Origin of the sequence: Nocardiopsis sp. CNS-639 (assembly GCF_000381685.1) — a bacterium.
GTDB classification, from domain to species: domain Bacteria; phylum Actinomycetota; class Actinomycetes; order Streptosporangiales; family Streptosporangiaceae; genus Nocardiopsis; species Nocardiopsis dassonvillei.
The window spans coordinates 80766-93861 of the sequence record NZ_KB906869.1 but is presented as its reverse complement, the minus strand read 5'-3'; the positions used below and the strand labels follow the sequence as shown (position 1 = coordinate 93861).

Sequence of the window (13096 nt, the reverse complement as noted above, 5' to 3'; positions counted from 1 at the left end):
GGGCGCGGCCCTCGCGCGTCCGCTCCCGACCGCCCGCCGGTGCGGTCGGTCCGAGTGCGCCCGTGCCCGCCCGGATCGGTCCGCGTGCGCGTGTGCCGGTGGCCCTCGGCGCGGTGCACCCCGACCGGGCCGGGCTCCCGTCACCCCGCGGACGCCCCGTCCGTCCGGGCGTCCGAGGGCCGCGCCGGGTAGGTGACGGTGCGGTCGGCGTGCACGACGGCCCCCGGAGTGAGCCGGGCGGCGTCCACGCGGTGAGCGGCCATGACGTGGAGGACCTCGTGGCCGCGGGCGAGCAGGTGGTCGGCGATGATGCGCCGGTGGCAGCGCCACCACACCGCCTCCGAGCACATCACGGCGGCCCGGTGGTCCTCGCCCGCCTCGCGCAGCCGGGCGAGCCCCGAGCCGAACTCGGCGGAGAGTCCGTGGTCGGCGTAGTTGTGGAAACTGCGGTTGCGCCAGAACCCGTTGACCTCGGGGGCCACGTCCCCGGCGACCGGGCGCCGACCGCCGAGTTCCGCCACGCGCGAGTAACGTACGCCGACACCGCGAAGGGACTCGGCGAGCACGTCCTCGTCGAACTGCGGGTTGCGGCGCGAACCCGGGAGTCTGCGCACGTCGACCACCACGTGCACGCCGTTCTCGTGCAGCAATGCGGCGAACTCCCCGAACGTGCGGTCGGAGTGGCCGATGGTGAGGAACGGCGGCGCCATCGCGGTCAGCCGTCGCCGGAGATCCGGGTCAGGGCCCCGTCCTTGTGCGCGGCGACGTGGTCGGTCTTGTCGCTCCTGATCTCGTACTGCGGCTCGTCCTCGGAGGCGCGGCGCGTACGGCCCCTGAACTCGAAGTCGCTGGTGTGGACCCTCGTGATCGTGCCGGACACCCGTCCGGCCTCGGAGTTCCAGCTCACATGGTCACCGACGTCGAAACGGCGTGTCATCGCCAGCACCCTTCCTCCGGCCTTGGTGGGACGGACCCTCGCCTACCCGGGATGGCCCCGGGGTATGCGGGTGGGGCTCCCGGCGGCCCGTGCCGACGGGCGCCGACCCGTGCCGCCCGCGCGTCGGTTGACGGGTCTGCCCTCCGGGGCCCTCGCACGCGCCCGCGGTGCGGACCTCGTCCGGGCCCCGCCCGATCCCGGACCGGTTCCCCGGTCCCGGGGGCGCGGGGGCGGCCCCGGGACCGGGCACGGCCGGGACGCCGTAGTCTGGCCGTTCCAGATGTCCGTACATCGGCCGCTTCGTGAGGGCGACGCCCCCCGGCGGCCGAAGGCACAGCGGGGGGTCGGGTTCGTTGACGACCGGGGAGGACGCGCGGATCCGCGCGCTCGAACGCCATGTCCGGGAGTTCTGGCAGGGGCACGCCGTGGAGCCCGCCACCTGGGAGGAGGGGCCCATCCTCGACCGGGTCCCGGACTTCGCCACCTACCGGGTGGCGCCCCGGAACGCCGGTGAGGGCTGGACCTACGTGACGGTCGGCTCGTCCGTCCACGAGGCGGAGGGCGGCACCGAGTTCTTCCTCATGTCGCCGACCGCGGAGCAGGAGCACGCCGAGACCCTGGCCATGGTCAGCCACCTGCACTCCTTCGAGGAGTACCGGCTCGGCGTCGGCTCGGTGATCGACGTGGGCCGCCCGTGGACGGAGGGCTCGCGCATGGACCACCTCCTGGTGAGCCTGCCCTACCCCCACGGGCCCGCGCTGGAGTGGGCGCCCGCCGAGGCCGGGGGAGCGAGGTTCCTGTGGCTGCTCCCCGTCCACCGGAGCGAGGCCGCCTTCGTCGCGGCCGAGTCGCTCGACGCCTTCGAGGAGGTCCTGGAGGCGGAGGGCGTCAACGTGCTGGACGCCGACCGGGCCCCGCTGGTGTGAGCCGCCCTCCGCCCGCCGGGGTCAGCCGCGGGGGTCGGCGATCCCGCCGACCGGGCCCTCCACGCGGTAGTCGTCCAGCGCGGTGACCACGTACGCGGAACCGGACTCCTCGCCGTTCTCCTCGGCCTTCGCGGCGTCCTCGGCGGTGTGGCCGGAGTCCTCCAGCGAGGTCCCGCCGGTCACGCCCACGAGGTTGTCGGAGGAGAGCGCGTCGCAGTACTCCTCCGGATCGCCCGAGTCCGCCCGCGCCGCCTCCTGCGCGTCCAGGCGGTAGACGGCGTAGAAGCGCGCGTCCTCCACCCGCTCCCACTCCACCGAGGTGTGCTCGTCCGCGACCTCGGCGGTCACGTCGTCCACCGGACCCGCCAGGGACCGGCCTCCGCGGTCCCCTCCCGCCAGGGGCGGCAGGGCGGGGTCGCCGTAGTGCTCGTCGGCCAGGTGGGCGTAGGCCTCCTCGGCCACGCCTGTCAGGGACTTGAAGGAGAAGTAGACGTCGCCGTCGACCTCGGGGTGGTCGGAGGAGTAGTCCAGCTGGGTGCTCAGCGCGTCCTCGTCGGTCCAGTTGCGGTCACCGACCCGGTACGCGCCCTGGCCGACGTACAGGTCCACGTCCGTGTCCTCGACCTGCTCGGCCCACCACGGCAGCAGCTCCTCGTAGTCGGCGGCGTCGAAGCCCCGCTCCCAGTACAGCTGCGGGACGACGTAGTCGACCATCCCCTCCCTGATCCAGGCGCGGGTGTCGGCGTGCTGGGCCTCGTAGGACTCCAGGCCCGAGGTGTCGGACCCGGCGGGGTCGTTCTCGGCGTTGCGCCAGATGCCGAACGGGGAGATCCCGAAGCGCACCCAGGGCTTGGCCTCCTCGATGCGCTCGTGCACACCGCTGACGAAGTCGTTGACGTTGTCGCGCCGCCAGTCCTCGCGGTCCTCGAAGCCGTCGCCGTACTCCTCCCACGTCCGGTCGTCGTCGAACTCCTCGCCGTCCTTGGGGTAGGGGTAGAAGAAGTCGTCGAAGTGCACGCCGTCGATGTCGTAGCGCTCCACCACGTCCATGATCACGCGGGTCACCCACTCCTGGACCTCGGGCCTGCCCGGGTCCAGGAAGCCCTCGCCGCCGTAGCGCACCAGCCAGTCGGGGTGCTCCCTGACCGGGTGGTCCTCGGCCAGCTCCTCGATGTCGGAGTCCATGCCGACCCGGTAGGGGTTGAACCAGGCGTGCAGCTCCAGGCCGCGCTCGTGCGCCCCGGCCACCGCGTACTCCAGCGGGTCGTAGCCGGGGTCGCCGCCCTGTTCGCCGGTGAGGTACTTCGACCACGGCTCCAGGTCCGACTCGTAGACGGCGTCGGCGGTGGGCCGCACGTGCAGGAACACGGTGTTCAGGCCGAGGTCCACCGCCTCGTCCAGGCGCTGGTTCATCTCCGCCTTCTGGTCCTCGGCGGACAGGCCCGGCTCGGAGGGCCAGTCGATGTTGCCGACCGTGGTCAGCCACGCCCCGCGCATCTGCCGCTTGTCCTGGGCGGCCTCGCAACCGGCCGCGCCGGGGCCGGGAAAGGACCCGGTGGGGGAGTGGGCGGCGCCGACGAGGGCGTATCCGGAGATCATGAGCCCCGACGCGGCGGCCGCGGCCACCCACCGGGAGCGCCAGCGCGGTGAGAGGCCGGCTCGTCGTTCAGGGGTCAAGGAAACTCCTCTGAGCTGCGTTGACATCCGTTTGACGTCACGTCGGGCATCAGAGTAGGCGAAGAAGTAACGTTTTGGACAACATGGGTGGTTTTGGTGGTTTGAATCTCATCTGCCGGGGAAAAGCAACCACCCCCATCGGAGGCGGCGTCTCGGACCGGTCCGTCCGCCGGGAGCGCCCGCGGGGAAGGCCCTCCCGCCGTGGGCCGGAACCACCCGTCCCCGGGCACGCCTCAGACGGGGACGAGCGCGCCCGCCAACAGGAGCACGGACACGAGGGCGACCACGGCCCCGACCGCCACCAGGTAGTGGCGGGGCCGGGTGGTGCCGGGCATCCACGCCAGGACCGCGAGCACGGCGACCAGGGCCGTGGCCCCGATCGGCAGCAGCAGCCGCCAGGCGCGGTCGAGGGAGTCCAGCGGCAGGTAGGGGTTGGCGCCGTACAGCGCCAGCACCAGGGCCGGAAGGCCGATCACCGCGGCTCCGGCCCCGACGGCCAGGGTGAACCGCTCCTGTGCCTCGGCCCCCTGCGCCACCGCGAAGCTCGACATGCCGCCCAGCAGTGCCTGGAGCCGGTCCGCCTCCTCGGCCAGCTCGCGCTCCATCGCCTCGCAGTGCCGTACGCCCGCGCGCAGCCTCGGCATCCACGCGGACCCCTCGCCCGGCTCGGGGGCCGCCTCCTCCCGCAGGCGCAGGTAGGCAGCCCTGTCCCACGTCCAGACCCCCAGCCCCGCGCGGACCGCCTCCAGCGCCTGGTCGCGTGCCCGGCCGACGGCGGTCGAGAGCTCCACCGCCGCCGCGAGCAGGGGCCGCAGCTGCCCGTCCGCCCGCCCCGCGAGGTGGTCGGCCATGCGCTGCTCCAGCTCGTAGCGCAGCTCCCGCAGCCGCAGCACCTCGTTGCGTGAGGACTCGGCGAACGCCTTGGCCATGGTCACCGCCCGCGAGCGGGCGTCCCCCGCGATCCCGTGGGCGGGTTCGGCCAGAGAGGCGGCGAGCGCGTCGTCGGGGCTCCCGGCGGCGGACCGCTCCTGGCGCCAGCCGCCCTCCTCCGACCACACCGCCCGCACGGCCAGGGTGACCACGGGCACCTCGTCCTGCCCGGTGCGGACCCGGATCCGGCCGACGACGACCCGTCGCCGACCGAGGGGGCCGACCACCCGCAGCAGCGGGGCGGTCAGGGACGTCCCGGAACCCGGGGAGGAACCGTCCGACTCGGGGGAGTCCCCGGCGGACCCGGCCCGCGCGTGCAGGATCCGCGCCTCGATCCCGTGTCCCTCCCGGCGGGGTTCGCCCGCGAGCACCCTCTGCCGACCATGCCTGGATTCCATGGCAGGAGACACTAGTGACCCGGCCTGTCGGCGTTTCCCCCGGCCCTGGAGGAACATCCGGGCCCGTCGGGGAACCTCCCCGCCCCGTCCGGGAACGTCCATCCCGGCGCGGGTCGGTGCCCGCGCCGCCCGCGCTCAGGCTCCGGGCGGCGCCGTGGACTCGCGCACCACGAGCCCGGGAGGGGCGATCGCGGGCACGTCGGCCGGCGCCCCGTCCAGCGCGGCCACGAGCGTCAGCGCGGCGGCCCGCCCGAGCCCCACCAGGTCGTGGCCGACCGTGGTCAGTCGAGGCTGCACGAGTGCGCCCAGGGGCAGGCCGTCGTGGCCGACGACGGACAGGTCCCGGGGCACCTCCAGCCCCCGCCTGCGCGCGGCGCTGATCCCGGCGATCGCCATCATGTCGTTGGCGAACAGGATCGCGGTGGGCCGCTCGGCCGCCGACAGCGCCTCGTCGGTGGCCGCGGCCGCCCCCTCGGTGGTGAAGTCGGGGACCGTCAGCACGACGGCGGACAGCCCGTGCCGCCGCACCTGCTCCTCCACGATCCGGCGGCGGAACCCGGTGTGCACGCGGTCCTCGGGGCCGCACACGTAGGCCACCCGCCGGTGCCCCAGCGAGGTCAGGTGGCGGACCGCCTCGACCAGCCCCCGCTCCTGGTCGGGGGCGAGCACCGAGGCGACCGGGTCGTCGCGCCAGGGCATGCCGATCAGCACCGAGGGGAGCCCGAGCCTCCGCAGCAGGTCGAACCGGGGATCGCGGACCAGGCTCTCGGTGAGGATGACGCCGTCCACCCGGCGCTCCTCGGCCAGACGCCGGTAGGCGCGCCGTTCGGCGTCCTCCTCCTCGCCCACGATGTGCAGCAGCAGACCGTAGTCCAGGGGGGCGAGTTCGCGCTCGATGCCCGAGATCAGCACGCCGAAGTGCGGGTCGTAGGACAGCAGGTCGGGGGAGCGGCGCGAGACCATGCCGATGGCCCGGGTGCGGGCCCCGCGCAGGGCCACGGCCGCGGCCGAGGGCGACCACTGGAGCTTCTCCACGGCGTCGAGGACCCGCCGACGGGTGGGCTCGGCGATGCGGCCCTTGTTGTTGACCACCTTCGACACGGCCGAGACCGACACCCCCGCCAGCGCGGCGACGTCGGAGATCGTGGGGCGGCCGGTGGATCCGCGGACGGCCGTCATGGCGCCTTCCGACCGGACGGGGCGCCGGGGGCTTGCTCGCGCACCAGTGCCGCTCCCTTCGCTGTGGCGGGCCTCCCCGCGCTCGCGCCGCCGTTCCCGGGTGTCGCGGGCATGGCGGGATCGGGACGCGGACAGGTTGCCCGTGGGTGTGTGGAGGGCTTCCCGGCGCGTGCCGGAGAGCCTTGGGAAAACGATGAACCCGAACGTTTCGGCGGACCCTACCGTAGTGAGGGAGGTTTTTCCAGGTCTCGACACCCCAGTGGGAAAACGATATATCTACGACGTCAGGCACAGCGCGGGGAGTTGGCGGCACAGCGCGGCGCGACTCCGCCGGGCTCACCAGGGCCCCGGCCCGCGGGGGCGCGCCACCGTCCGGCCGCCCCCGCGGACCGGTTACGCCGGGTGTCGCGGTACACCCCCACCCACGAGGAAGCACCCATGAGGATCACCTCCGCCGACGTCATCGTGACGTGCCCGGGACGCAACTACGTCACCCTCAAGATCACCACCGAGGACGGGACCACCGGCCTCGGCGACGCCACCCTGAACGGCCGCGAACTCTCCGTCGCCTCCTACCTGCGCGACCACGTCTGCCCGCTGCTCGTGGGCCGCGACTCCGGCCGCATCAACGACATCTGGCAGTACCTGTACCGCGGCGCCTACTGGCGGCGCGGACCCGTCACCATGACCGCGATCGCCGCCGTGGACTGCGCCCTGTGGGACATCCTCGGCAAGCGGGTCGGCAAGCCCGTCCACCAGCTGCTCGGCGGCGCCGCGCGCGACGGCGTCATGGTCTACGGCCACGCCAGCGGCCAGTCCGTGGACGACCTCCTGGACTCGGTCGGCGGCTTCCTGGACCAGGGGTACCGGGCGGTGCGCGTGCAGGCCGCCGTCCCGGGCCTGGAGAGCACCTACGGGCTGCACCACCCCGGCACCGGCCACACCTACGAGCCCGCCGACGCGGCGGTGCCCACCGACAACGTCTGGCACACCCCCGCCTACCTGGACTTCGCGCCCGAGATGATGAAGGCGGTCCGGGAGAGGTTCGGCTACGGCTTCCACCTGCTGCACGACGTGCACCACCGGCTCTCCCCGCTGGAGGCCGCCCAGCTGGGCAGGTCGCTGGAGCCCTACCGCATGTTCTGGATCGAGGACCCCACCCCGGCCGAGGACCAGGAGGCGTTCCGCACGATCCGCCAGCACACCACCACCCCGCTGGCGGTGGGGGAGGTCTTCAACACGATCTGGGACTGCCAGCACCTGATCACCGAGCGGCTCATCGACTACATCCGCATGTCGGTCTCGCACAGCGGGGGCATCACGCACCTGCGCCGGATCTTCGACCTGGCCGACCTGTACGGGGTGCGCACCGGCTCGCACGGCGCGGGCGACCTGTCGCCGGTGTCGTTCGCCGCGGCCCTGCACCTGGACCTGACCGTGCCCAACTTCGGCATCCAGGAGTACATGGGGCACCTGGAGCCCGCCAGCGAGGTGTTCCGGACCTCCTACACCTTCGCGGACGGCTACATGCACCCGGGCGACGCGCCGGGTCTGGGGGTGGAGATCGACGAGGAGGCCGCGGCCCGCTACCCCTACGAGGCCCGGTACCTGCCGGTCAACCGCAGGCTCGACGGCTCGATGCACGACTGGTGAGGCGTCCGCCCCGGTCAGGCGGGACCCGGTCCCGTTCTTCGGACCGGCCTCGGCTCGCGGGGGTCCGGTTCGGGCGCGCACGGGCCCTCCCCGCGTGCGCCCGGCGCTCACCGTCCGGCAGCCGTGCTGCGCCTGGCCGGCGTGTTCCGGCACCGTGACGCACGCCGGGGCGGGCGCGCGGGGAACGCGCGCCCGCCCCGGCGGGGAAGGGACGTCTAGGACGCGACGCCGCTGAGCTCGTTGGGCTCGGCGTCCAGGGTCACCGAGGCCGTGACCTCACCGGACTCCAGGTCCAGGGCGTGGACCTGCTTCGTGGCGGGGTCGCTCACGTAGGCGGTCGCGCCGCGCACGAACAGCGCCGGGCGGGGCTGCTGCCACTCCAGCGGCTCCTGCCACTCGTCCATGACCTCGATGCTGTCCACGACCTCGCCCGCCTCGGGGTCGATCACGTGCAGGCTGCCGTCGGTGCCCAGGACCAGGGCCTCCCCCTCGGGGCCGCGGCCCAGGGAGCGGAAGGTGTAGCTGGCGGGCAGGTCCACCAGGGTCAGGTCGCCCGCGGCGGTGTCCACGAGCGCGACCCGCTCGGGACGCTCCAGCTCGGCGTCGGGGTCGGTCTTGTAGTCGCCCAGCACGATCGGCGACTCCTCGCTCCCGGCCTGGTTGCCGATGCGCCCGTACTCGTCGGGGCTGTCCACCTTGGTGAACCCGCCGTCCTGGTAGACCAGGACGCCGTCCTCGCAGCCGATGACGACCGCCTCGCCCTCGGCCGTGGTCTCGCCGTGCACGCCCGGGCACTCCTCGCTGCGGGCGACCTCCTCGCCGGAGGCGTCCAGGACGACGGCGCCGACGCGCTCCTCCTCGTCGCCCAGGGTCAGCAGCATCCCGCCGTCGGCCAGCTCCACGGCCACGCCGTGGTGGGCCTCCTCCGCGTTGGTCACGTCGGTCTCGGGCAGGCCGTCGCCGAGGGAGTCGGTGTCGAAGGCGGTGATCTCGCCGCTGCCGTCGGCGAACAGCACGGTCCGGCCCGCGTGCCGGACGACGTGCCCGGGGGTGTCGGCGGGGAAGAGGGTGTCGGTCAGCTCCGCGCCGGCCGCGTCCAGGACCTGGAAGCCCTCCGAGGTGGAGACCAGCACGTGCCGGTCGTCGCCCGCCGGGTTGATCCGGTTGAACCCCTCCAGGGCGATGTCCTGGACGACCTCCAGGGTCTGGCCGTCCAGGACGTACAGGCCGCCGTCGTAGGTGGTGACGACCGGGTTGTCCACCACGGCCTGCGCGGCGGCCTGCTCCTCGCCGCCCTGCTCCTGCGGGGCCTCCTCTCCGGTGCCGCAGGCGGTCAGCAGCAGCCCTGCGGACAGCAGCACGGGCAGCGCCGCCCGCGCCGGGAACCGCGTCGTCGCGTTGTTCGTCGGGGTGTTCACGTTTCTCTCTTTCGGGGTGGAAGGGTCCGCTGCGGGCGGGGGGAGGTGCCGCCGCGGTCGTGCCGGGACTGCGGCCCGGTCACTCGCCACGCAGTCCGGTGGCGATGGCCTCGGTGTTGGAGCGCATCATCTCCAGGTAGGTGGCCGCGCCCCCGCCCTCCTCGCTGAGCGACTCGGAGAACAGGGGGACGACCTCGATGTGCACGCCCGCCTCCTCCGCCATGGCCGTGGCCAGGCGGTCGGGCTGGGAGGAGTCGGCGAAGACGGCCTCGACGCCCGCCGCGTTCACGGCGTCGGCCAGGGACTTGAGGTCGGAGCTGCTGGGCGAGGCCAGGGTGGTGCCGCTGGGGATCACGGCGCCCACGACCTCGAACCCGTAGCGTTCGGCGAGGTAGCCGAAGACGTGGTGGTTGGTCACCAGGTTGCGGTCCTCCTCCGGGATCGCGGCGAACTCCTCGGCCATCCACGCGTCCAGCTCCTCCAGCTGTGCGGTGTAGGCCTCGGCGTTGGCGCGCACGGCCTCGGCGTCCACGCCGTCCACCTCGGCGACCACGTGTTCGGCGATCAGCTCCACGGCCCGGACGACCCGCCGGGGGTCGGTCCAGAAGTGCGGGTCGGGCTCGCCCTCGTCCTCGTTGTCCGCGGTGTCCCCGCCGGGGGAGAAGGCCAGGGGGTCCACCTGGGCGCCGACCTCCAGGGCGGGCATCCCGGCCTCCTCGGCGGCGGCGACGTTGCGCAGCACGCCCTCCTCCAGGCCGAGCCCGTTGTAGACCACGAGCGCCGCGTTCTCCACGAGCGCGGCCTCCCGCGCGGAGATGCCGAAGGAGTGCGGGTCCGCGTTGGGCTTCATCAGGACGGTGACCCCGGCCTCCTCGCCCACGACCTCCCGCGTGAGGTCGCCCAGGATGTTGGTGGTCACCACGATCCCCTCGCCCCCGTCCTCCCGCGAGGAGCAGGAGGCCGTGCCGAGCAGGACCGCCCCGGCCAGGGCGGACGCGGTCGCGGCGCGCAGGAGCGCCTTCGGAGCCGTCACGGCGGTCACCATCCCGTCTCGACCATGAGGTGCGGCGCGATGCCCGGGTCGAGGGTGCGCGCCACGCGCAGGTCGTCGTTGTAGTCGATCTCGTGCACCACACCGCGCCCGGTGTCGTTGACGTAGGCGCGGCTGGTGTCCGCGCGGATGACGGGGGCGTGCGCGGTGTCGGTGCCGTCGAGCAGGTCGGCGGAGGCCAGTTCCTCGCCCGAGGCCGGGTCCAGGGAGTGCAGGGCCCCGTCGCCGGTCAGGGCCAGGACGGGGGCGCCCTCGCCGACGGCCGTCGCGGTCACGGCGCCCTCCAGTTCCAGCGCGGTCCACCCGGGTTCGGCCAGGTCCAGGACCCACAGGTCGCCGCCGGTCGAGACCGAGGCCAGGGCCGCCGAACCGGGACGGTGCCCGAACTCCTCGACCCGCTCATCGGAGCCCTCGGGGTAGTCCACCAAGTCGCCGGAGAGTTCCCCGTCCTCCTCGGTGACGTGCAGGGCGCCCTCGGCGCAGCCGATGACGGCTCCGCGCCGGGTGACGGCCTGGCCGAGGGGGTCGGTGCAGGCGGCGTCGAGCGTGGCGACGGGGGAGCCGTCCCGGTCGAGCACCTCGACCCCGCCCCCGGAACCGCCCCCGGCCACCAGGAGGTGTTCGGCGAAGGGCAGGACCACCGCGGCGCCGTCGGGGAGGGCCGCGGCCTCCTCGACCGCCCCCTCCTCCAGCGCGGCCCGGTCGAGCACGGCGGTGCCGTCCGGCGCGGACAGCGCGGTCAGGGCGGTGTCGGAGGCGACCCGGCCCGCGGCCAGGCCCTCCACCGTGCCCGCGAGTCCGACACCGGTCCGGTAGTAGTGCTTGTGGTCCCCGTGGTCGACGGTCCACGCCCCGCTGTCCACCACGGTGGTCATCCGGTGGTCGGATGAGTACAGGTACGCGAAGCGGCCGTCCCCGGCGATGCCGTCGAGGCCCTCCACGGGGTCGAGTTCCGTCGTCTCCTCGGTGATCAGGTCGAGCACCCGGACGTCTCCGCTGACGGGGTCGGCGACCACGAGGCGGGACTGGGGCTCGGCGGTCTCCTCGGCGCCCTCGACGTAGCCGTGCGGGACCTCCTCCTCCGGTTGCTGCTCCGTGCCGTCCTGCGCGGCGCCGCAGCCGGTCAGCAGGACGAGGGCGGACAGTCCGGCCGCGCCCAGCGCGCCGGTGCGGTGTTCACGCCTCATGTGTCATCGGCCTCTCCATCTGTACGGGGTGGTCGGGGGTGGTGTCGGGGGTCGGGCCGGGGGAGCCGCGCCCGCGGGAGCGCACGGCCGCCGCGAGCGCGGAGGCGAAGAAGAACGCGGTGGCCGTGGCGGCGATCGTGGCCCCGGCCGCCGTCTCCCAGTGCCAGGAGGCGAGCAGGCCGAGGAAGGTCGCGGCGCTGCCCAGCACGGCCGCGCCGAGCATGATCGCGGGCACGCTGCGCGCCCACAGGGCCGCGGCCGCCGGGGGCGCGATGAGCAGCCCGAACACCAACAGCGTGCCCACCACGTGGAACGAGGCGACCACGGCCAGGGTGACCAGGCCGAGCAGGACGCCGTGGGCGGCCCGGGGCGCCAGCCCCAGGGTGGCGGCCTTGCGCGGGTCGAAGGCCAGGGCGAGGAACGCCCGGTGCCCCGCGGCGGCGACGACCAGGGCCGCGGCCAGTGCCAGGCCCAGGTGGACCAGGTCCTGTTCGCGCACCGCCAGGACGTCCCCGAACAGGAAGCCCGTGAGGTCGACCGCGAAGGAGGACGAGTGCGAGACCAGGATCACGCCGAGTGAGAGCATCCCGACGAAGAGCAGTCCGATGCTCGTGTCCTGGGACAGCCGGGACGAGCGGCCCAGCGCGGTGACGCCCGCGGCCATCGCCCCCGCGGCCAGGGCCGCGCCCAGCATGAGGTTCTGGCCCAGCAGGGACGCCAGGGCCACCCCGGGCAGCATCCCGTGCGACATCGCGTCGCCGAGGAAGGCCATGCCGCGCAGCACCACCCAGGTCCCGGCGACGGCGCAGATGAGGGAGACCAGAATGCCTCCCCACAGCGCACGCTGCACGAACACGACCCCGAACGGGTCGAACAGAGCTTCCATAGTGGGACACTGTATAATGATAACCATTGTCATTTGCACATCGGGGTGAGCGTGAGGAACGGGATGAACCGTCTGGAACTGGACGGCGTGTACGCCGGATACGGGCGCGAGGACGTCCTGCGGGGCATCGACGCGGCGGTCCCGGAGGGCGCGGTCACGGCGCTCGTGGGGCCCAACGGGTCGGGCAAGTCCACGCTGCTCGGCCTCATGGCGGGCACGGTCGGGGTCCGCAGGGGCGGGGTCCGGGCCTCGCGTCCGACCCGTCCCGCCTTCGTGGTCCAGCGCAGCGCGGTCCCCGACGCCCTGCCGGTCACCGTGCGCGAGGCCGTCGCGATGGGGAGGTGGGCCCACCGGGGGTTCTGGCGGCCGCTGACCCGGCGCGACCGCGCCGTGGTCGCGGAGTGCCTGGACCGCCTGGACGTCGCCGACCTGGCCGAACGCCGTCTGGGGGAGCTGTCGGGCGGCCAGCGCCAGCGGGTGCTCATCGCCCAGGGCCTGGCACAGGAGGCGGACCTGCTCCTGCTGGACGAGCCCTCGGCCGGGCTGGACCACCGTGCGCGCGAGTACGTGCGCCGCGTCCTGGAGCGGGCCCGCGCCGACGGGGTCACCGTCGTGCACGCCACCCACGCCCCCGACGAGGCCTTCGACGCCGACCACTGCCTGGTGCTCGCGGGCGGGCGGATCGCGGCCTCGGGACCGCCGGAGGAGGCCGCTCGGGCCTGGGAGGGCGCGCGGGGAGCCGGGTTCCGTTAGGGGACCGGGCGGACGCGGCCGGGTGGCAGCGGGAAGGCGTCACCCCGGGCCATGGGGGCATGGGCTCCGGGGCGCGGGAACGCGGCCGTGTCCGGGGAGCG

Annotated in this window: 12 protein-coding genes; 3 read left to right on the top strand and 9 right to left on the bottom strand. The window is 74.1% G+C overall.

Annotation, left to right across the window (positions count from 1 at the left end; all coding sequences use genetic code 11):
* Positions 1-140: 140 nt before the first annotated feature.
* Positions 141-710, bottom strand: a complete 570-nt coding sequence (locus tag G011_RS0121820; protein WP_019610341.1) for a DUF488 family protein — start codon at positions 708-710, stop codon at positions 141-143.
* 5 nt (positions 711-715) lie between these two features.
* Positions 716-937, bottom strand: coding sequence for a DUF2945 domain-containing protein (locus G011_RS0121815; RefSeq protein WP_019610340.1), 222 nt, complete (start codon positions 935-937; stop codon positions 716-718).
* Positions 938-1290: 353 nt separating this feature from the next.
* Between G011_RS0121815 and G011_RS0121810 the strand changes: the two genes are divergently transcribed.
* A complete protein-coding gene (locus G011_RS0121810) occupies positions 1291-1863 on the top strand; it encodes a suppressor of fused domain protein (protein ID WP_019610339.1) in 573 nt (190 codons plus the stop codon).
* A 21-nt stretch (positions 1864-1884) separates the two neighbouring features.
* Here the strand turns inward: G011_RS0121810 and G011_RS0121805 are convergent, their stop codons facing one another.
* The 3 genes from G011_RS0121805 to G011_RS0121795 all read right to left on the bottom strand — a co-directional run bounded on the left by G011_RS0121805 (position 1885) and on the right by G011_RS0121795 (position 6047).
* Positions 1885-3489, bottom strand: coding sequence for a glycoside hydrolase family 10 protein (locus tag G011_RS0121805; RefSeq protein WP_019610338.1), 1605 nt, complete (start codon positions 3487-3489; stop codon positions 1885-1887).
* 284 nt (positions 3490-3773) lie between these two features.
* Positions 3774-4868 carry a hypothetical protein gene (locus G011_RS0121800; protein WP_026338536.1) on the bottom strand — a complete coding sequence of 365 codons (1095 nt, stop codon included), beginning with the start codon at positions 4866-4868 and terminating at the stop codon, positions 3774-3776.
* A 135-nt stretch (positions 4869-5003) separates the two neighbouring features.
* Positions 5004-6047, bottom strand: a complete 1044-nt coding sequence (locus tag G011_RS0121795) for a LacI family DNA-binding transcriptional regulator (RefSeq protein WP_019610336.1) — start codon at positions 6045-6047, stop codon at positions 5004-5006.
* A gap of 438 nt (positions 6048-6485) precedes the next feature.
* Between G011_RS0121795 and manD the strand changes: the two genes are divergently transcribed.
* Complete coding sequence (gene manD / locus G011_RS0121790; protein WP_019610335.1) at positions 6486-7700, top strand: D-mannonate dehydratase ManD; 1215 nt, start codon at positions 6486-6488, stop codon at positions 7698-7700.
* Between the two features lie 215 nt (positions 7701-7915).
* On the opposite strand, the gene aztD is transcribed toward manD, so the two are convergent.
* The 4 genes from aztD to aztB all read right to left on the bottom strand — a co-directional run bounded on the left by aztD (position 7916) and on the right by aztB (position 12242).
* Positions 7916-9118, bottom strand: coding sequence for a zinc metallochaperone AztD (aztD, locus tag G011_RS0121785; RefSeq protein WP_019610334.1), 1203 nt, complete (start codon positions 9116-9118; stop codon positions 7916-7918).
* A 79-nt stretch (positions 9119-9197) separates the two neighbouring features.
* Entirely contained in the window at positions 9198-10163 is a 966-nt protein-coding gene (gene aztC, locus G011_RS0121780) for a zinc ABC transporter substrate-binding protein AztC (RefSeq protein WP_019610333.1), read from the bottom strand.
* Positions 10157-11356, bottom strand: coding sequence for a hypothetical protein (locus G011_RS0121775; protein ID WP_019610332.1), 1200 nt, complete (start codon positions 11354-11356; stop codon positions 10157-10159). Before G011_RS0121775 ends, aztC begins: the two co-directional genes overlap by 7 nt.
* On the bottom strand, positions 11346-12242 hold the full coding sequence (gene aztB / locus G011_RS0121770) for a zinc ABC transporter permease AztB (RefSeq protein ID WP_019610331.1): 897 nt from the start codon (positions 12240-12242) through the stop codon (positions 11346-11348). The genes G011_RS0121775 and aztB overlap by 11 nt, the downstream gene beginning before the upstream one ends.
* A 63-nt stretch (positions 12243-12305) precedes the next feature.
* On the opposite strand from aztB, the gene aztA reads away from it, so the two are divergent.
* The gene (gene aztA, locus G011_RS0121765; RefSeq protein ID WP_019610330.1) at positions 12306-12995 is read left to right on the top strand and encodes a zinc ABC transporter ATP-binding protein AztA; all 690 of its coding nucleotides are present in this window, start codon (positions 12306-12308) and stop codon (positions 12993-12995) included.
* The last annotated feature ends 101 nt before the right edge of the window (positions 12996-13096 follow it).

What these genes read in the sequence shown, in the direction of transcription:
- aztB (WP_019610331.1), bottom strand. Translation starts at nt 12,242, where the DNA reads ATGGAAGCTCTGTTCGACCCGTTCGGGGTCGTGTTCGTGCAGCGTGCG.
- manD (WP_019610335.1), top strand. Translation starts at nt 6,486, where the DNA reads ATGAGGATCACCTCCGCCGACGTCATCGTGACGTGCCCGGGACGCAAC.
- aztA (WP_019610330.1), top strand. Translation starts at nt 12,306, where the DNA reads ATGAACCGTCTGGAACTGGACGGCGTGTACGCCGGATACGGGCGCGAG.
- G011_RS0121815 (WP_019610340.1), bottom strand. Translation starts at nt 937, where the DNA reads ATGACACGCCGTTTCGACGTCGGTGACCATGTGAGCTGGAACTCCGAG.
- G011_RS0121795 (WP_019610336.1), bottom strand. Translation starts at nt 6,047, where the DNA reads ATGACGGCCGTCCGCGGATCCACCGGCCGCCCCACGATCTCCGACGTC.
- G011_RS0121775 (WP_019610332.1), bottom strand. Translation starts at nt 11,356, where the DNA reads ATGAGGCGTGAACACCGCACCGGCGCGCTGGGCGCGGCCGGACTGTCC.
- G011_RS0121820 (WP_019610341.1), bottom strand. Translation starts at nt 710, where the DNA reads ATGGCGCCGCCGTTCCTCACCATCGGCCACTCCGACCGCACGTTCGGG.
- G011_RS0121800 (WP_026338536.1), bottom strand. Translation starts at nt 4,868, where the DNA reads ATGGAATCCAGGCATGGTCGGCAGAGGGTGCTCGCGGGCGAACCCCGC.
- aztC (WP_019610333.1), bottom strand. Translation starts at nt 10,163, where the DNA reads ATGGTGACCGCCGTGACGGCTCCGAAGGCGCTCCTGCGCGCCGCGACC.